General features: G+C 34.1%; 17 protein-coding genes and 1 tRNA gene. 10 read left to right on the top strand and 8 right to left on the bottom strand.

From position 1 onward, the window contains the following. Window positions 1-2: 2 nt before the first annotated feature. The 5 genes from ACHMWN_RS10560 to ACHMWN_RS10540 form a co-directional block, all read right to left on the bottom strand. Window positions 3-2,981, bottom strand: a complete 2,979-nt coding sequence (locus ACHMWN_RS10560) for a Z1 domain-containing protein (RefSeq protein WP_397300636.1) — start codon at window positions 2,979-2,981, stop codon at window positions 3-5. 1 nt (window position 2,982) lies between these two features. Then, window positions 2,983-4,506: an ATP-binding protein gene (locus ACHMWN_RS10555; RefSeq protein ID WP_397300634.1), complete on the bottom strand. Its 1,524-nt coding sequence runs from the start codon at window positions 4,504-4,506 to the stop codon at window positions 2,983-2,985. Window positions 4,507-4,516: 10 nt separating this feature from the next. Next, window positions 4,517-6,079, bottom strand: a complete 1,563-nt coding sequence (locus ACHMWN_RS10550; protein WP_397300631.1) for a DNA cytosine methyltransferase — start codon at window positions 6,077-6,079, stop codon at window positions 4,517-4,519. Continuing rightward, a complete protein-coding gene (locus tag ACHMWN_RS10545) occupies window positions 6,069-6,311 on the bottom strand; it encodes a helix-turn-helix domain-containing protein (RefSeq protein WP_397300629.1) in 243 nt (80 codons plus the stop codon). Before ACHMWN_RS10545 ends, ACHMWN_RS10550 begins: the two co-directional genes overlap by 11 nt. A gap of 320 nt (window positions 6,312-6,631) precedes the next feature. Further along, the gene (locus tag ACHMWN_RS10540) at window positions 6,632-7,099 is read right to left on the bottom strand and encodes a hypothetical protein (protein WP_397300627.1); all 468 of its coding nucleotides are present in this window, start codon (window positions 7,097-7,099) and stop codon (window positions 6,632-6,634) included. A 329-nt stretch (window positions 7,100-7,428) separates the two neighbouring features. Between ACHMWN_RS10540 and ACHMWN_RS10535 the strand changes: the two genes are divergently transcribed. Then, complete coding sequence (locus ACHMWN_RS10535; protein WP_397300625.1) at window positions 7,429-7,872, top strand: hypothetical protein; 444 nt, start codon at window positions 7,429-7,431, stop codon at window positions 7,870-7,872. Between the two features lie 27 nt (window positions 7,873-7,899). On the opposite strand, the gene ACHMWN_RS10530 is transcribed toward ACHMWN_RS10535, so the two are convergent. Then, window positions 7,900-8,397: a very short patch repair endonuclease gene (locus ACHMWN_RS10530; protein ID WP_397300622.1), complete on the bottom strand. Its 498-nt coding sequence runs from the start codon at window positions 8,395-8,397 to the stop codon at window positions 7,900-7,902. 41 nt (window positions 8,398-8,438) lie between these two features. After that, the gene (locus tag ACHMWN_RS10525; RefSeq protein ID WP_397300619.1) at window positions 8,439-8,849 is read right to left on the bottom strand and encodes a VOC family protein; all 411 of its coding nucleotides are present in this window, start codon (window positions 8,847-8,849) and stop codon (window positions 8,439-8,441) included. A 149-nt stretch (window positions 8,850-8,998) separates the two neighbouring features. Here ACHMWN_RS10525 and ACHMWN_RS10520 point away from each other — a divergent pair, with 149 nt between their 5' ends. The 7 genes from ACHMWN_RS10520 to ACHMWN_RS10490 all read left to right on the top strand — a co-directional run bounded on the left by ACHMWN_RS10520 (window position 8,999) and on the right by ACHMWN_RS10490 (window position 14,334). Further along, entirely contained in the window at window positions 8,999-9,886 is an 888-nt protein-coding gene (locus tag ACHMWN_RS10520) for a GlxA family transcriptional regulator (protein WP_397300616.1), read from the top strand. Further along, window positions 9,864-9,986, top strand: a complete 123-nt coding sequence (locus tag ACHMWN_RS10515; protein ID WP_397303576.1) for a hypothetical protein — start codon at window positions 9,864-9,866, stop codon at window positions 9,984-9,986. The genes ACHMWN_RS10520 and ACHMWN_RS10515 overlap by 23 nt, the downstream gene beginning before the upstream one ends. 71 nt (window positions 9,987-10,057) lie before the next feature. Continuing rightward, window positions 10,058-10,828 carry a Ku protein gene (locus ACHMWN_RS10510; RefSeq protein ID WP_397300613.1) on the top strand — a complete coding sequence of 257 codons (771 nt, stop codon included), beginning with the start codon at window positions 10,058-10,060 and terminating at the stop codon, window positions 10,826-10,828. An 85-nt stretch (window positions 10,829-10,913) separates the two neighbouring features. Next, the gene (locus tag ACHMWN_RS10505) at window positions 10,914-11,816 is read left to right on the top strand and encodes an SDR family oxidoreductase (RefSeq protein ID WP_397300611.1); all 903 of its coding nucleotides are present in this window, start codon (window positions 10,914-10,916) and stop codon (window positions 11,814-11,816) included. A gap of 11 nt (window positions 11,817-11,827) precedes the next feature. Beyond that, on the top strand, window positions 11,828-12,004 hold the full coding sequence (locus tag ACHMWN_RS10500; RefSeq protein ID WP_397300609.1) for a hypothetical protein: 177 nt from the start codon (window positions 11,828-11,830) through the stop codon (window positions 12,002-12,004). Between the two features lie 9 nt (window positions 12,005-12,013). Further along, on the top strand, window positions 12,014-12,745 hold the full coding sequence (locus ACHMWN_RS10495) for a DNA-formamidopyrimidine glycosylase family protein (RefSeq protein WP_397300607.1): 732 nt from the start codon (window positions 12,014-12,016) through the stop codon (window positions 12,743-12,745). A gap of 119 nt (window positions 12,746-12,864) precedes the next feature. Then, the gene (locus tag ACHMWN_RS10490) at window positions 12,865-14,334 is read left to right on the top strand and encodes a glycoside hydrolase family 130 protein (RefSeq protein ID WP_397303574.1); all 1,470 of its coding nucleotides are present in this window, start codon (window positions 12,865-12,867) and stop codon (window positions 14,332-14,334) included. 19 nt (window positions 14,335-14,353) lie between these two features. Here the strand turns inward: ACHMWN_RS10490 and ACHMWN_RS10485 are convergent, their stop codons facing one another. Then, window positions 14,354-16,633 carry a glycosyltransferase gene (locus ACHMWN_RS10485; RefSeq protein WP_397300604.1) on the bottom strand — a complete coding sequence of 760 codons (2,280 nt, stop codon included), beginning with the start codon at window positions 16,631-16,633 and terminating at the stop codon, window positions 14,354-14,356. Between the two features lie 224 nt (window positions 16,634-16,857). On the opposite strand from ACHMWN_RS10485, the gene ACHMWN_RS10480 reads away from it, so the two are divergent. Together ACHMWN_RS10480 and ACHMWN_RS10475 are read left to right on the top strand one after the other, a co-directional pair. Further along, window positions 16,858-16,937, top strand: a tRNA-Leu gene (locus ACHMWN_RS10480). Window positions 16,938-17,189: 252 nt separating this feature from the next. Next, on the top strand, window positions 17,190-18,023 hold the full coding sequence (locus tag ACHMWN_RS10475) for a PAS domain S-box protein (protein WP_397300601.1): 834 nt from the start codon (window positions 17,190-17,192) through the stop codon (window positions 18,021-18,023). Window positions 18,024-18,051 lie beyond the last annotated feature (28 nt).

Raw genomic sequence — 18,051 nt, 5'->3', positions numbered from 1 at the left:
TATTATTCTTCAGTTGAGTCCAGTGTTTGATCCCATTCTTCTACCTCGATATCTAGATCATATCCACCATGAACATATTCTCCTCCTGGGTCCGGTGATATTTTTGGAAACCCTATTGCATATCCAATTAAAGGTGTCCATTCATTGATATTATTTTTAATAAACATGTCATCCATAACTTTATCATTGTCTTTGCTCAGAAAGACAGATTTGATGTCCATAAGATAAATATTAAGCAAGCATTGATCATCAGTCATCGCCTCCCTGTAAACTCTTTCGGGAATTGTTACATCCTCGTTTTTTGGGATTTTATTTTTTGACTTAAAATATTCCTGCCTTTCTATTTTAAACTTGTTTATAGCTGATTGTTTTTGGTCTTCTGATAATAATAGATCAAAATCAGATCCTGCTGAAACAATATTGGCCGATTTTCCTGCAGCAGCAAACACTCCAAAATCTGTAAACAACGTTCGGAAATGACCTTCTCGAGGTCCAGATCTAACTGATAATTCAATATCTCTATCAAGTCCAGAAATATCACTTCGCAAGACTCTACCGTTTCCTTTTATTTTGATTGCGATTGTCCAATTTTTCAGTTTATTTTTTTGAACACATAATTGAATGAATTTAATTATGGATTGCATTTCAAAATCTTCAAATGTGTTGGGTAACTCTAGAAACTCAATCACATCTTGAGCTGATAATTCGGTTTTTAAAAAGCCTTTATCTTCCGTAAAATTATTACCTCTGATGAATTCTCTTAGCCTATCCCAAGCACTTTCTAATAGTTGACTACTATTAACTTTGAATTTTGTTGTTTGGACTAGTGTGTCTTGATAAGACCAATTAACAATTTTAGTGTCTTTCAATATAGCTGGGCGAGTAATTTTCAAGGCACCTGGGTGTTTTCTTACTCTCAAAACAAATTCTGCTGGAGATTTGTCCAATCTATTCATTTTAATAAACTCTGCCTCAAGTTCTTCTATTGCCCTAGTTGTTGAATCGAATTTATTAACAGCATCGATTGTTGTGAATATCTTACATGCATCAAGGTATCCGGGTCTATATCCAAACCATCTTCCCATTTGCAATAAAGTATCGGAAAAATTAGTATTTCTTATGAAATAATTAACCGTTAGCCCTTCCAATGTAAATCCTCTAGATAATCTATTTCCTCCTACAGCAATTATCTTTTTCCCATTACCTGATGCATCTTTTGCATATACAACTTTATCGCCTGTTTCACTATTTATAGCTTTTACTTCCACACCTCTAATTGCATCGATAAGATGTGGCTTTATATCTTCATATGATTTTGGAGATAAAAATTCATCGACATATCCTGCCGGTAAGTAGCTTTTGATGTTTAAAACGATGGTTGAGTAGTATCTATTCCAAATTATTTCTAATTGACCATAAATTAGCTGTTTATTATTAGGTAGTTCATTGTTCAATTTAGATTCCAACTTCTCAATGTAAGTTATAATAAGGTCTTTTGTTTTATTTTGCCATGGTATAAATCTAGAAACGTGGATTAACATCGTGTGATGAGGATTCAAAAACCCAGAATCTAACATGTCAGATACTCTACTTAATCTCAATGCAATACTCAAAATAAAACAAGCTGTAGCTTCTTCTAGGGATTTCGGAAGGGTAACTGGGAAATGATCGTTGCGTGCAGTTGCACGCTCTTTTCCATCATCTAAAGTTATTCTTGCTGGAAAAGCAACATCTGAGTCCCTCACAATTTCTACTAACGGCAATTTTAGATTATCATCTAGAACTGTCTCAAAAATCTGTTTAGCACCAATATAGTTTGTTGGGTTATTGAGTAGCTCAATAAAATCATCTGGGAATATATTAGAAACTTGAGTAAATTCTTTATAGACCGTATTACCAGCAATTTTATAATTTATTGGCCATTTTTGAGCGCTTGTATTATTTCTATCTTGGAGTACATTTGCAAATGGTGTTGCCGTATAACCTAAGTAGGTTTTTCGGGTGAAAAGGTCCAGCAATGCTCTAATATGTCCATTGATAATACTTGCATAATCTGCTCCTTTTTTGCCTAAGTTATTTAAAGATGCATTATCCGCTTCATCATCCACTATTAGAAAAGGTATATCATGTTTTTCTGCATTTTCTCTTAAATAATCGCTAAGCCAGATCAATAAATTTTTTAAAACACCTGTGTTTTTTTTACAAACTAAAATGTTTTTATGATTTAATGAAAAATCAGCTTCTTTAACTGACTTTTTGAAGTCTGATTTGTATGATGTTATTGAATAGACTTGAGCAACATTTTTATCACCTAATTCTCCGAACTTTCTTATTTTCCCAACCCCTTTATCTCCTTTAGTATCTTTTGAAATATCTAATGTTCCGTCACCTATAATGTCTTCTTCGATTCTTAATTGTGTCTGGCTTCTTAAATCCTCCATAATACCAGATAAAACAATTATTAAACTATACCCAGCATCAATAGCTCTATTTATCACAGCGTTGAAATTTCCAGTTTTCCCTGATTGTACACTTCCAACAACCAAACCCTTAACGTAAAAAGGATGATCTGCTTTAGGATCGCCAAGTTTCGAAAGTATTTTTTCACTAGACTTAGCGATTTCTTCAAGAACCTTATCGGATCTACCTTTTGTTTTTAAATGAGCTAAATATCTTTTAATATAATCATCTTTTAATTCGGTCTTTCTATTATCAGTAAGCCATGTTATGAAACCTTTTTTATTTAAGGAATAAGATGGATCAATTTCGATAGGATTAATCGACTGAAATTCCTTTACACCGATATCATAGAAGTGATTTAAGCTATTTTCGTCAAAAGAAGAATAGCCTGGCAAAATTTTAAGGATAGAAACTATTTCAGTTCTCACCTCATTAAAAAATGAAATAGTTATATTTTCTCTTTCACTGGCTTTTCCCTTTAAAAGAGTTTTTACCATCTCTACACACTCAAAGTTTTCCATTTTAATTATCTAAAAGGTTCATAATTTCGCTTGGTATAGTTTCCATCTTGTATCCTAATGAGGGAAGAATGGAGTGTTTGATGATTTCTTTACTTGTATTGTTCTTCAAGAGACCATTAATTATATCTATTAATAAAGGCTCATTATCAGCTTTTACTTCAATATCAACATATGTTTTGTCTTGGTGTACTTGCCTAATTTTGTTAATAGTGGTATTAATCATCTTGTTAAAGATTTCAAATGTTTTTTTATGCTCTTTATCAAGATTTTCCATGATGATTTTAACCAATGGATAGTCATTATTAATTTCTAAAATCACTCCCTTATTTGATGCTTTGCGATCAAAGAGCTGTGGTAGCCTATCAGTTTTTTTTGAACTAAATTTTCTAATGCCTCTATTATGATATTCCTTTTCAGCTTGTTCCTTCAGATCTGACATGTACTTTAAAAAGCCAATTTTTAGATCATATGGTATAGATATTTGAGACTTGGCTACATTCAGGTGAAGAAGATTGTCAATCTTATTTCCTACTTCAACTCTGAGTCCAGCTAATTGTAGTCGGGGAGATTTTCTTATTATGCCATTCCATCCACCAAATAATATTATTCTATCAGCTCTGTAAATATATAGACCTTCCATATCAAGCAACCCCTTTGTTTTTGTTGTCCAGATATTATTAATCTCTTTACATTCCTCGATGCTACGAGAGGGTAAGACAAATCCTTCAAGCTTAATAAAGTCAGATTTGATACTTCTTTGCCTTGACTCTATTAGCCTTAAATCTGGTTGATCAGGAGGAAATGGATTAAAGGGCTTGACTAAGATATTATTGACTCGAATTATTAATGGGTTTTGAGCACGCTCCATAAACCTATGGAAAACTAGAGAAAGATATTCGGTTGTAGTTTCGGTTATTTGAGTTTTTAATGAATTACTTTTGTCTTCTCCATCTAGATAATCTTCAAATTTGTAAAGCCCTTGCCAAGCAATTATAGTTTTAGGAATATAATTTTTAAACTCATTTAAAAATCCTTTACTTAATGCTTCGTATTCTGAAACAATATTACTAATGTCGCTTAAACTATTTTTAATTATCCGCCATTCTTTTTTAAGCTTTAGATATTCTACATCCCATGTTCTAGCGGCAAAACTACTAGATGAATTAAGTCTAGATAAAACTGTAAATTTTCTAGTTTGAGCAAATGATGCGGTTTTCATACCAAGACCAAATCTGCCTAGATCTTTTGACTCTCTGTCGGCTTCCAACGATGTACTTGGAAACTGCATACATTTTTTTAATGTGGTTTCATCCATTCCATTTCCGTCATCTACCAGAAATAAAGTGAAAGGAATTTTATCGGTATTAATTAAAATTTCAATTCTATTAGCACCTGCACTGACCGAATTGTCAATTAGATCTGCCAAGGAAGTTTCTAAAGAATATCCTTGCTCAGCAATTGATTTAATTAGATATTCTGGATATGGAGTAGCTGATTCGAAATCCTTTTCTATAAGTTCATTCATTTTGAGAGTATTAATTTTTTGGCTTAATTAGTGCTTTTATTATTAAGTCTTTTACTACATCTGCAATTTGAAATGCCAAGTAAGGCGGTACAGCATTTCCAACTTGATGAAATTGCTGCGTTCTACTTCCACAGAAAAAATAATTATCTGGAAATGTTTGTATCCTAGCGGCTTCCCTAACAGTTAAACTTCTACATTGAATTGGGTCATAGTGAATAAAATAATGCCCATCTTTTGATATATGACTTGTTATTGTTGTGGCTGGTTCATTCGGTAATTGAACTCTAAATCGATCATTAAACTTCCCACTTTCTGCATTTAAATGATCTGGCAATAAGTCTTCACCATATGCTCTGTAATCATCCATTCTTGGAAATTTCTTAAATTTCCTAGTGTATAAACTTGAAAACAAATACCTCTTTAAGTCTAAAGTTAAATGGCCTCTAGATTGATGATTTATGGTACCTTCTATCTTTTTATCAGTAAACCAATCATGAAGAGGATGACAAATTTCTACGGAAGTTTGTTCTTGTAAATATTCGCTACCTATTGTTTTAGGATGATTTGTGTTATCTCTAAAATTATCTGGCAATAATTTATTTAGTTCATTAGCATAACATATTATCAACTTAAGCCAAGCTTCTTGTGAATCTTGAACTGGCTTATAATTCCTTTTTTTCTTTAAAATACCTTTAACAAAAACTTCTTCTGAACTAACAAACTCTCTATATAAACCACTTCTAACTTTAGGTAAATCACCAATTGTGATACCTAAATTTACATTTCCAGTTTCTTCAAGACAAGTTGGTAAAACATCAATATCCTCTCTAATTCCCAACAGAATCACACGATGTCTTTTTTGTGGTATTCCATATTTTTCAGATTTGATTAAATAATCTGTGTCAAATTTTACTGTTGGCTTAACAAGCGAATGAATTTTATATTTTATAGATTTTGTTTCAGGAAAAATACTTGATGGGTCTTTTAAATCTGCTAGAATATTATCAAATATTTTGATGTCATCAACCTTTGCAGATAAAAGACCTTTTACATTTTCCATTACAAACACAGCTGGTTGATGTACAGCAATAATTCTTAAATATTCCTTATAAAGCTCAACTCGATGATCATCTTTATCTATACCCCCAACCCTAGACCTTCCTACTAAAGAATAAGCTTGGCAAGGTGGGCCGCCAATCAAAACCCAGTTTTTTTCACCTTCAAGTCCATCGCTTATTCTTTTATCGATTTCTTCTTCAGCGGTTTCCCCTAATGTAGCTTGCCATGCTTCTGCCTCTGCCTTTACAGTTTCATCGGGGTAAGTTTTATATAACGTCTCTATGCTTATTTTTTTTTGCAAGAATTCGTAATACTGTTCAGGAAGTTGTTTGAAAGGAAATTGCCTAACAAAAGATCTTAGTTTTAATGTCTCACATGCATGGCTATCCTTTTCAATTGATAATTTAATATTAAAAAACCTATTATTTTTATCATCAACAAGAGAACTAAATCCTTCAGCTAAACCACCTGGTCCAGCAAATAAATCTATAATGGGAATCCTTTTATTCTCCATTAGTCGGACTATTTTTGGAGAATACTAAATCATCAAAAAATGTATTAAACTCTTGATCTAAAGCAACTATTATCTTTTCAAGATTGACAATAGAAATATTTCTTTTGCCATTCTCCACTTCATTTACATAAGTTTTATCAATCCCTGCCTTAAAGGCAAGTGCCTCTTGAGTGAGTTTATTAATCAAGCGTAATGCTTTGATCCTTGAGCCTATTTTTTTCTTGATGTCCACATTGCAAGCTATGTGAAATTCGACTATAAGTCAATCGGATATAAGTGAACTTTATAAAGTTATTAAAAGTTGGTTATTGCAACAAAAACTCAAAAAATCACACCTCATTCCTCCCACATTCCTCCCAGTATCCTCCTGCATTTCTCCTACAAAACGCGGTTTGAGAAGAACAAACCTAGGGTAAACCTCGAACAACACTAGGAGAAAATAAGTTTTATACTGACATGTTCGGACATCCACAGACAATTTCGGACATTCTAAATCACTAAGCTCATAGTTCGAAAAATTTACTGTTCTTTTGAGCTATGAAATGTACAACACTACTTTGCAGCATTCGAACAGTTCGTTTGCTCAAAAACAAATCGTCCCTTTTGATAATCGATAGGCACTTTATCATCGAAAAAAGCAGAGCCCCAAACCATAGAGATTTCGCCAAGGCCCATGGTTAATTTATTGTCCCTTTTAAGAAAAGCAACAGGATTTCTATACCATTTATCAACTTTGTTCACTTTAAAATCATAATGGCCCTTTAACGTATCGCCATTGATTGTTCCTTTAAACTGCCCTTCAAATTTTTTCGCGTTGGCATAGCTAAAATTCAAAAGACCTTTAATTTGTTTGCCAGATGTATCAATTTTAAGCCATGCCGTATCGCTCTGACTAATTGCCATATAACAAACGGTATGTTTAGTATCCATTTGTTCTTCCATCGTTTGTTCTTGTCTGCAGCCAATAAGTATGCTGAATACCACTACGATCAAGTAGGTAAATGAAGTATATCTTACCATTCGGAATAGATTTTGATTAACAATTTAAAATTACATGATTATTTAGAAATTGTTTACAATTCATGTAATCAAACTACTATTTGCTTTTAATCTGCAAATTAAAGAAAGTAATAATGGGGAAAAATAAACCAAATATTACCCAATTTTCCCCGTATTAAATTTTTATTTACTTTTTTTGAGCAAAATATTTATCTTGTGTAAGCTCAAGGTAATATTTAATGTTTAAACATTTAGTTATTTTCACATAACTCAAAACATCTAAAATAATACAAATTGATGGTGCAAATGGCATAGCTATTGCATAAGTGTTATAACAATCAGTTCCTTTAATGAGATTTTTAAGATCACTATTTATTTTAACGCTTTTAACTCTATTCGGCAATACCTCATTTGCACATGGTACAAGTACTATATCTGGATACGGATGTAGAGTTGGAGATGTTGTTTATACCCAATACATGGGAAATACAAGCTTTTATGGCACCACCTACAAAGTCTACAACAGAAATGGTCAATATTATAACATAGATTATAGTCCAGGAGAGCAATGTAATTATATTGAAAGTAACGATCTCATTGATCAGGGTGGACAATGCTGGGTAAATACCTACGTTAATCCAAGCAATAACCAAAGTGGCGTGAGTTACGGTTCCAATGTTCGGTATACATTAGACGTATGTAATGTTCCTTTAGACGATTATGTTTGGGTAATTCTGTTAGCTTTCGGCGGCATGGGTGCCTATGTAATAGCTAAGAAACGAATAATAGCTTAGGCTGATTTCTGGTAACCTTCTTTTTATTTAATCCTTAATTGGTACTTTAATCACTCTTGCAGTTTCTATATATAGCATAATCTGATTAACACAAGCGGATAAGTTTTCTTTAATTTCGTGCTCCCAAAAACGCATTACCGTATACCCCATTAAAGCAAGGCTTTCATTTACAAATTTATCACGTTGCCTATTCCGTTCTATTTTAGGTATCCAAAATGCAGCGTTATTCTTTGGTTTTCTATGTTCCCATTGGTATCCATGCCAAAAATCTCCATCTACAAACACAGCAAGTTTATATTTACCAATGATAACATCTGGTCTTCCTGGCAAGCCTTTTTTATGCGTACGAAAACGTATATTTTTTGCCCATAGCGAGCGTCTCAATAGTAATTCTGGAACTGTGTTTTTCCCTTTAATCTTCGACATCGTTTTACTGCGTTGCTTGGTGGTATAAAAGCCAGCACTTTCTTCGAAACGAGGAACTTTGATAATGTCTTTCTCTATAGGATAGGATTTTCTTCCCATACCTCTAAAACTCAATTAGAGGTTAAATTGTTTACTAGCAGCTAATTTCTCTTGTAATTTAACAACCAGTTATTTCCAAATACATCGGTTACTGAAGCAACCAAGGTATCCCAAAAATTAACCTCAATGGCTTGTGTAGCTTTAGCGCCAACAGAAAGTTTCGCATAATAGGTAGTCAACTCTTCTTCCGAATTGCAATTGAGTAGTAATGAAACGGCATTCCCTTTGGTCAAACCTTCATCTGCCACTAAATCTGTACCTACTAAAATCAAGTCTTCTTTGGTAAGCGTAGCTTGCACCACATATCCTTTCATTTCTTCCGTCATTTCAGCTGATACAGGTGTTTCTCCAATCGTTCGAAAACTTAGGTTTCCGCCAAGACAGTGCTGGTAAAAGGTCATCGCCTTGCGACAATTACCGCTAAATGTTAGATATGAATAGATATGTGCCATGTGTAGAGTACTAAATGTTAACAATTCAATATATCCCTAACGAAATACAATTGTCTACCAAAGATAATCGCTCCGTTTATCAGCTAAATAGTGCATAAAGGACAATTGAAGGGGTTGTTTACGACAAACACATCAATTATATTTGTTTAATGAAGCATGTTACAATTTTAGTTCCCGAAACGGCTGTGATAGAAGCTATCGCAGATCCGAGATATTTGTTTACGGCTGTAAATGATTTTTTAGCTGCAGCTGGCAAAGCGCCCATGTTTACCATTCAATTAGTCGGGCTAAAAAGGGAAATAAAATTAAATAACAATCTTTTCTCGGTTCATACCGATTTGCTCATTGATGAGCTTCCAAAAACAGACCTGATTTTCATTCCGGCCTTAAGTGGCGATATGAAACGGGCTATTGAATTAAATAAAGATTTACAACCTTGGATTATTGAACAGTACCATAAAGGTGCCGAGGTAGTTTCCTTATGTATAGGGGCTTTTTTATTGGCGTCTACCGGTTTGCTTGATGGGAAAAAGTGTTCTACGCATTGGTTATCGGCAACAGATTTTAGAGAGATGTTTCCGGCGGTAGAATTGGTAGATGGAAGTATTATTACTGAAGAAAAAGGCTTATACTCTAGCGGTGGAGCTAATTCGTATTGGAATTTATTGCTGTATTTAGTAGAGAAATACACCGATCGTGATACGGCAATTTTAGCGTCAAAATACTTTGCTATTGATATTGATAGAGAAAGTCAATTGGCATTTATGATGTTTCAAGGACAGAAAAAACATGAAGACCCTGAAATTAAAAAAGCACAAGAATTTATAGATAACAATTACTACGACAAAATTACGGTAGACCAGTTAGCTGGAATGTTAGCCTTAGGCAGAAGAAGTTTTGAGCGCAGATTTAAAAAAGCAACCAATAATACCGTAATTGAGTACTTACAGCGAGTGAAAATTGAAGCTGCAAAGCGAAGTTTCGAATTCGAGCAGAAAAAACATTACAGAAGTGATGTTCGATGTGGGCTATACTGATACCAAAGCCTTTAGAGATGTTTTCAAGAAAATAACAGGCCTCACCCCTATCGATTACAGAAATAAATACCACAAAAAAGTACCTGTTTTACTAAACTAATCTAGTTTAATAACAACACTAACCTTACAAACAATACCCTAGTATAGCTGTTTATATAGAAAAGTTATGCTATGAGATCTATTTGGAAAGGCGCCATCGGTTTTGGCTTGGTTAATATTCCCGTTAAATTGTATTCGGGTGTACAAAATAGCAATCTAGATTTAGATATGCTGGATGAACGCGACCATGCGAAGATTAAGTTTCAACGTATTAATGAAGATAGTCGCAAAGAAGTTCCGTACGATAAAATTGTGCGTGGCTATTTTTTAAAAGATAGGTATGTGGTTTTAGATGAACATGATTTCGCAGAAGCAGCTCCAGAAAAAACCAAAATTATCGAATTAGAGAACTTCGTAGATATTAAAGAAATCAATCCTATTTATTACGAAACCTCATACTATACCGAACCAGAAAAACAAGGTACAAAAGCCTATGCCTTACTGTTACAAGCACTAATTAAATCTAAAAAAGCCGGAGTTGGTCGTTTCGTATTACGAAGCACAGAAAACTTATGCGTTATCCATCCTATGGATAACGTCATTGTGATTACTAAAATGAGGTTTCAAGAAGAAATAAGAAGTTTAGCGGAGATAAAGAAAGTAACTGACGTTACGATCACGAAGAAAGAAATGGAAGTTGGTTTAGCCTTAATAGACCAATACAGTTCTAAATTTGACATCGCTGCATTTAAAGATGAATATACGAGTGAACTCTTAAAAATCATTAAAGCAAAAGCCAAAGGAAAACGAGCCATTGTTAAGAAAATGAAACCACAAAAAGCAACGAGTGATAATTTATACGATCAATTGATGCAAAGTTTGGGTTCTAAAAAAAGAGCCTAAACAATTGCTTTTTTAAACTGTTAAAAATAAAGATAGTCAACCAGTTTAAAACCCCGTTGATGTTTTGCTATCAAATACTACACCTATGGAAAAGATAAAAAAACAAAAACCACCTCAAAAGCCCGACACTAAATATCCTACCCCCCCTTACCCTAAGCAAAAACAAGAAGTTCCTGGTACGGAAGATCAAATGAAGCCTTTAGCTGATCACGGAGAAGAATCATATAAGGGTTCAGGCAAGTTAAGAGGTAAAAAAGCCATCATCACAGGTGGTGATTCGGGTATTGGAAAAGCCATTGCTATTGCCTTTGCCCGAGAAGGTGCTGATGTATTGATTAGTTACTTAGACGATATAGAAACTAAAGATGCGGAAGATTCTGCTAAGTGGGTGGAAGAGGCAGGACAAAAAGCAATTTTGGTTAAAGGAGATATCAGAAAAGAAAGTCATTGCAAGAAAATTATAGATAGGGCAGTAAAAGAATTTGGACGAATAGACATTTTAGTAAATAATGCTGCTTTTCAAATGGGAAGAGAAAACTTGCAGGAAATACCTACAGAAGAATGGGTTAAAACATTTGACGTGAATATTCATCCTATGTTTTATTTAAGTAAAGCGGCTGAACCTTTCATGAAAAAAGGAAGTAGCATTATCAATACAACCTCTGTAAATGCCTATAATCCTAGCTTAGTATTATTACCTTATGCGGCTACCAAAGCTGCTATTCAAAACTTTACGGCCAACTTAAGTCAAATTTTATTGACTGGTGGTAAAGGAATTCGTGTAAATGCAGTAGCACCTGGCCCAATTTGGACGCCTTTAATTCCATCTACGATGCCTAATCCAGAAGAGTTTGGTAAGGATACCCCAATGGGACGACCAGGCCAACCGGTTGAAGTTGCCCCTGCTTATGTGTTTTTAGCATCAGATGATGCCAGTTATATTTCTGGGGCTACACTACCAGTTACTGGCGGAAGAATTACAATTTAAATATAAGAACTATGAAAAAGCCAACTGTAAAATCGAAAGATAAAGAGCAACCGAAAACAAGTGGTGACGCCAAAGGCAAAGCTTCTTTTGATCAAAATGGACAAGGTGCTGCACCTAAATATGGACAAGCTGGAGATGCACCAAATGAATCAGGAGAAAGTGCGAAGAATAATAAGAAAACGCTCTAATTAAGTCATATGCCCGAGGGACCGTCTATTGTTATACTTAGAGAATTAATTGAAAATCTTCATTTAGAAGGTGCTGAAATTATAGAGGTTTCTGGCAATACCAAATTAGATAAAGATCGTGTGCTTCACCAAAAAGTGATTTCATTTAAAAGTTGGGGGAAACATTTCTTAATATGCTTTAGTGATTTTGCATTACGTATCCATTTCATGTTGTTTGGTACGTATCGCATTAATGAGGAAAAAGCAAGTACGCCTAGAATTAGTCTGGTTTTTAAAAACGATGTATTGAATTTCTATACCTGCTCACTGCAATTTGTTGAAGGAGATATCAATCAAGTTTACGATTGGGAAGCCGATGTACTATCGGATGATTGGAACCCATCAAAAGCGCTTAAAAAAGTAAAAGAAAAGGAAGATGTTTTGGTTTGTGATATCCTCTTAGATCAAAATACATTTGCAGGTGTAGGAAATATCATTAAAAACGAAGTGTTATATCGTATTGGCGTACACCCTTTATGCACTGTGGGTTCACTTTCTACACCTAAATTAAAAGAACTCATTAAAGAAGCGAGGAACTATAGCTTTGATTTTCTTCATTGGAAAAAAGAGTATACACTCAAAAAACATTGGCTAGTGTATAGTAAAAAACTATGCCCAAAAAATCATCCCATTACGAAAGAAACATTAGGAAAAACCAATAGAGGCACGTTTTATTGTTCCAAGTGTCAGCCGCTAAAATAATTGCCAAACAAACATTAGCAACCGTTTATTGTTATATTTATTAACTTAATGTACTTGATGAAAGTACGATTGATTAAATTTTAACCGTTAATTAGCTGAGCGCAAAATCAATTTATATGATGAGACTTCCAATAGAACGTAAACATGTAAAAGTTTACCCTGATCCTAAAAGAGTAATTGCAAGATTTTTTTTTAATGGAGATGAGCGTGGCAGAGAAGTGATTAACAAAGTAATGACATTAACTGATGAACAGGTTTTTAATATCATTTCTCCTCTTTTGCAGGAATATTCTAAACGACACCGTAACATTACTAAGATTTTATCAAGGCATTGCAAAAAATTAAAGCCTTTGTTCGAAAAGATGGATATTAATTATAAAGAGCTCGACACACATCGCAGTCTTTTAATTGGTTCCTATTTTACACATGAATATTCTATAGAATCAGCAGCTTTTTTTAATCCTTCTATTATTGAAGATCCAGATCAAAGCAATTTGGAAGAAGGTGAAAAACGATTGATTATTAGTTTTAGAGCAGTTGGAGAAGGCCATATTTCGTCCATTGTATTTAGAAGAGCATTAATAGATAGAAATAATAACATTACGGTTATCCCTTCAGGAAATTATATTGATGAAGCTGAAATTATAAGAAATGCCACGTACAACAAAAAGCTTTTTTTAGATAAAGGATTAATTGCGCTCATTAATGAAGATGTATTAAATGAATTAGACAAGAAATTAGCCGACCAATTCGATTATGCTACGCTGAAAAATGTAATTGCAGAAAATCAGCTTTTAGAACCAAACCCAGCAAAAGATATCGAATTAGAGAAAGTATTGTGGCTATCGGATTCATATTATGAGATTATTTTCTCTATGGATACTGATATTTCTGATCGTGTGATCTTCCCAATTTCTGAGTTTGAAAGAAAAGGAATTGAAGATGCTCGATTCGTTAAATTTATAAATGATGATGGTTCTATTACCTATTACGCTACCTATACAGCATACGATGGACATATTATCATTCCTAAGCTCTTAAAAACTAAAGACTTTTACGATTTTACAGTAGGCCCCTTATTTGGCGATGGCGCACAAAACAAAAATTTAGCACTTTTCCCACGTAAAATAAATGGTAAATACGCCATGTTATCCCGAATTGATGGAGTAAACAATTACATCATGTATTCGAATAAAATAAACGTGTGGGAAAATCCTATTAAATTACAAGAGCCTAAATACAATTGGGAATTTGTGCAAATAGGCAATTGTGGCTCACCAATTGAAACTGAAGACGGTTGGTTAATTATTACACATGCTGTTGGACCAATGCGCAGGTATTGCTTAAGTGCTTGCTTGTTAGATCTTGAAGATCCTACGATAGAAATTGGCAGATTAGAAGAACCCCTACTTATTCCAAATCCTGATGAACGTGAAGGCTATGTACCTAATGTGGTGTATTCTTGTGGCTCAATTATAAACAATGACCATCTGATTATTCCTTATGGTTTGTCAGATTATTCATCGTCGTTTGCTTCAGTAGAGTTAAGAGCCTTGTTAGATAAATTAAAAGCATCTGCAAAACCTTAATGATAAAAAAAAGTCTGGTTTATTTAAAAACCAGACTTTTTTGTTCTTTAACCCCACTCAAGAGTTGGTCATATTTAAATGCCTTGACAACCGTTAAGTGAGATATTAAATAAGCTAACGTGCTTTCTGCACCTTGATTTCTGTTCACACCTCCACGGTGTAGGCCATCTGCACAACCTTTAGTTTCTGAATCATATAATGGAATTCGAAGTGAGTTTTCCCCCATAAACCATAAGTAACTCGAAAACATTTTCTTCATATAAGCGGCATCTTTAGTTACAATAAATGCTTGATGATACATTAAAACCATTGCCATGATTTCAATGGCTTGTTGGTCATACATCGGCATCACTTTACGATCTCTATTATACCAGCCATCATTTCCTACTGGGCTAAAAGAACTTAAATTGAATGTTAACTTTTCTAAATAATTTAATGATTCATTTGCAATTTCTTTTACCTCTTCATTACCAGTAATTTCTGCCGAATGGAATAGCGCTAATGGGAAGATAGCATTGTCATACGTTAATTTATCTTCAAACCAATGCCAATCATCGCCTTTGGTAAGTTTATAAGCGGATACTATTTTATCTGTTAATGCTTTTAGTTCATTTAAAATCATTTCATCATAAGGATGTGATTGTAAATAATAACTTAACCCAGTTATGGTATTACATATCCCTCTTAAATGCGTTAGCTTTTTAAAATGAGGCACTGCTTTAAAGAATAGTTCTCTTCCAAATTCAATATAAGAGCGGTTTGGCGCTTCATGAATGAGGTAGCCTAATGCCCAAATGGTACGTCCAAATGAATCATCTGTTCCTTCTTCATCCAAATATTGGCGATTGAAACTCATGAAATTTCTAAAATTTCCATCTTCCAATTGCATATCATGGGTGAAGCTCAAATAAATTGGTAAAAGTTCTAAAGCTTCAACATTATTGTTCTCTTTATATGCCATTAAAGCCATAATGATAGCCCTAGAGTTATCATCAACACAATAGCCTTCCTTCCTATTTGGAATTCCGAATTTAGCATGCTGAAAAATCCCAGTATCATCGGTTAAGCGTTTCACATAATCGATAGTAAATTCAGGCATTAAACCTGGATCGATAATTTGACTTAAAATCTTATCGCTATAATCTGGATGTTTAACTGCTTTTTCTATTAAAGAGATATACGTTTTGCCAATTTTAGGCCACCTGGTATTTAATCCGAAAGTGTAAGCATTCTTTTTTAATGTGTTCATCATTTCCGGATTATCCAACAATTGATTAACAATAGTTGCTAATCCATCATGATCTTTAAAATTGAATAAACGACCACGATTATCAGCTAAAAGTTCTTGTGCATGCCAATAAGGAGTGGAAACAACCGCAGCTCCAGCACCAACAGCATAAGACAGCGTACCACTTGTAATTTGAGCCTCGTTAAAGTAAGGTGTGATATAAACATCCGCAGCAGATAGGTAATTGATTAACTCCTCCTCCTCTACAAACTTATTCATAAACACCAAGTGCTGACTTACATTTAGTTCTTCTGCCAAATTTTTAAGGTATTCACGGTATTCTTCTCCGGAATTTTTTACAACTCCAGGATGCGTATTGCCAAGTATTACATATACAGCATTTGGATGTTCTTTTACAATGGCTGGCAATGCTTTTACAACAGTTTCTAAACCTTTATTTCTGCTAATCAAACCAAATGTCAATAAGATTTTTTTATCCTTTAACTGAGGTAATGTCTTTACAGGATTAAGTGTTGGAGCTTCTAAATCAGGTACTCCATGCATAATCAATTGAATTTTTTGTTCAGGCACGTGATAAATATCAGTTAAAAACCCAACTGCTTTGCCACCCATTACAACCACTTTAGCTGATTTTTTAGCAACCTCTTTAATTATAGCTTTTTGCAAAAAAGTAGGTGAATTTAAAACGGTATGTAAAATAGAAATGATGGGCTTTTCTAATTGATTTAAGAAAGGCAATACAAACAATCCATCTTCACCTCCATAAATTCCAAACTCGTGTTGTACAATACAAGCGTCAACATCACTAGCATTTATAAATGCTGCTGCCTCATTATAATCTTCTTGAACATGTTGCCTAATTACAAACTTTACTTCTTTTGGATAATTATATTCCTCCTTGTCATCACCATTATTCATGGCAATAACAACACTCGTTTCTATCAGATTTTCATCATCAAAATTACTACAAATAGCCTTAATTAAGTTATGGTTAAAGGTAGCTAAACCACATTCACGTGGTGGGTAAGTAGAAATATATGCTATTTTCATATCTCAGGAAATTATGCTTTAAGAATTAAGAACTAACTAAAAAAATTGAGAGATCAATTGTTTAACAACCATATAACAATGTTGTTTTAGTTTCTAGTACTTTTAAGTATAAAATCGTATTCCTAAAAGGAGAAATGCTTGATATAGCATATAAATATTTTAGAAAAATAGTTTGTTTATATGTCTTGTAATCGATAGATTTGCATCCCGCTGAATAAGCAAATGCCCAGCTGGCGGAATTGGTAGACGCGCTGGTCTCAAACACCTGTGGGAAACCGTGCCGGTTCGACTCCGGCGCTGGGTACTGCCCCTCTTTACGAAAGTGAAGAGGGTTTTTTTATTTAAAATCTACTTAAATCGAATAAGCCACGGCTAGTTAATTTGGCTTTCTGATTGAGATTACTGTAGCTAGTCACAGAATTGCCGAATGTGTTCGCAAAATTGACATAATCAATGCATTAGTAATTAATTGAAAACAATTTAGACAAAATTTGTATTTCAATGATGTCAACAATTAACAGTTATTTAACGCGTAGTAATATGAACCAGACATGCCGTGGTTAAGTTAAAGCCTCAGAAGGTCTTTGACCTAGATTATTTTTTTGAAGTTGCGCCCGACCTTTTTTGCATTGCTGGATTTGATGGGTATTTCAAGAAAATCAACCCTGCAGTTTGCAAGGCTCTTGGATATTCAGAGGAGGAATTATTTGCTTCACCTATAAATGATTTCATTCACCCTGAAGATAGATTAAGGACAATTGAGAAACATAAAGCTTTATTAGAGGGGCGTTCGTTGTTAAACTTTGAGAATAGATATCTTACTAAGGATGGCATAGTGGTTTGGTTGAGTTGGACTTTAGTGCCGATTAAAAAGGACAGCTTAATCTTTGCCATTGCAAAGGATATCACTTATAGAAGACAACTAGAGGAGTACGAGCGAATTTCCTCAATACTTGGAATGATCAACGATGATCATCATTCTAGGTTTAGGCAGCCGAAGCCTAGTGTGGATAGAACTTTTGTTGCTTTTAATACAAATGAAAGCCAGAAATCCATTGAGGAACCATCTCAATCCGATCAGCTCTGGCTGAATAGTTTTGAAAAAATTGTTCGCGAGCATGTAGGAAAAGCAAACCTCAATCTGCATCTAATTAGCAATGAATTGGCACTTAGCCAGCGACAGTTATTCCGCCGAGTGCACAGTATATTAGGCATTACGCCCAACAAGCTTGTGAGAATAATTCGCCTACAACTGGCATGGGAAGCAATAGCATCTGGCAAGTACCGTACGGTTAAAGAGATTTCAAACATTGCTGGTTATAATTCAAGAGGGCACTTTAACCGACTTTTTTACGAGGTATACGGTATACACGTGACGGAGTTGCTATAGGGGTTTGGTAAAAGATTGAGATTGTTGA

It is taken from the genome of Pedobacter sp. UC225_61 (assembly GCF_044452285.1).
In the GTDB taxonomy this organism is placed as follows: Bacteria; Bacteroidota; Bacteroidia; order Sphingobacteriales; family Sphingobacteriaceae; genus Pedobacter.
This window is presented reverse-complemented; position numbering and strand designations above follow the sequence as displayed.

Coding starts and splice junctions, on each gene's coding strand:
- ACHMWN_RS10560 (WP_397300636.1), bottom strand. CDS start 2,981: ATGGAAAACTTTGAGTGTGTAGAGATGGTAAAAACTCTTTTAAAGGGA.
- ACHMWN_RS10555 (WP_397300634.1), bottom strand. CDS start 4,506: ATGAATGAACTTATAGAAAAGGATTTCGAATCAGCTACTCCATATCCA.
- ACHMWN_RS10550 (WP_397300631.1), bottom strand. CDS start 6,079: ATGGAGAATAAAAGGATTCCCATTATAGATTTATTTGCTGGACCAGGT.
- ACHMWN_RS10540 (WP_397300627.1), bottom strand. CDS start 7,099: ATGGTAAGATATACTTCATTTACCTACTTGATCGTAGTGGTATTCAGC.
- ACHMWN_RS10535 (WP_397300625.1), top strand. CDS start 7,429: ATGAGATTTTTAAGATCACTATTTATTTTAACGCTTTTAACTCTATTC.
- ACHMWN_RS10530 (WP_397300622.1), bottom strand. CDS start 8,397: ATGGGAAGAAAATCCTATCCTATAGAGAAAGACATTATCAAAGTTCCT.
- ACHMWN_RS10525 (WP_397300619.1), bottom strand. CDS start 8,849: ATGGCACATATCTATTCATATCTAACATTTAGCGGTAATTGTCGCAAG.
- ACHMWN_RS10520 (WP_397300616.1), top strand. CDS start 8,999: ATGAAGCATGTTACAATTTTAGTTCCCGAAACGGCTGTGATAGAAGCT.
- ACHMWN_RS10515 (WP_397303576.1), top strand. CDS start 9,864: ATGTTCGATGTGGGCTATACTGATACCAAAGCCTTTAGAGATGTTTTC.
- ACHMWN_RS10510 (WP_397300613.1), top strand. CDS start 10,058: ATGAGATCTATTTGGAAAGGCGCCATCGGTTTTGGCTTGGTTAATATT.
- ACHMWN_RS10505 (WP_397300611.1), top strand. CDS start 10,914: ATGGAAAAGATAAAAAAACAAAAACCACCTCAAAAGCCCGACACTAAA.
- ACHMWN_RS10500 (WP_397300609.1), top strand. CDS start 11,828: ATGAAAAAGCCAACTGTAAAATCGAAAGATAAAGAGCAACCGAAAACA.
- ACHMWN_RS10495 (WP_397300607.1), top strand. CDS start 12,014: ATGCCCGAGGGACCGTCTATTGTTATACTTAGAGAATTAATTGAAAAT.
- ACHMWN_RS10490 (WP_397303574.1), top strand. CDS start 12,865: ATGAGACTTCCAATAGAACGTAAACATGTAAAAGTTTACCCTGATCCT.
- ACHMWN_RS10485 (WP_397300604.1), bottom strand. CDS start 16,633: ATGAAAATAGCATATATTTCTACTTACCCACCACGTGAATGTGGTTTA.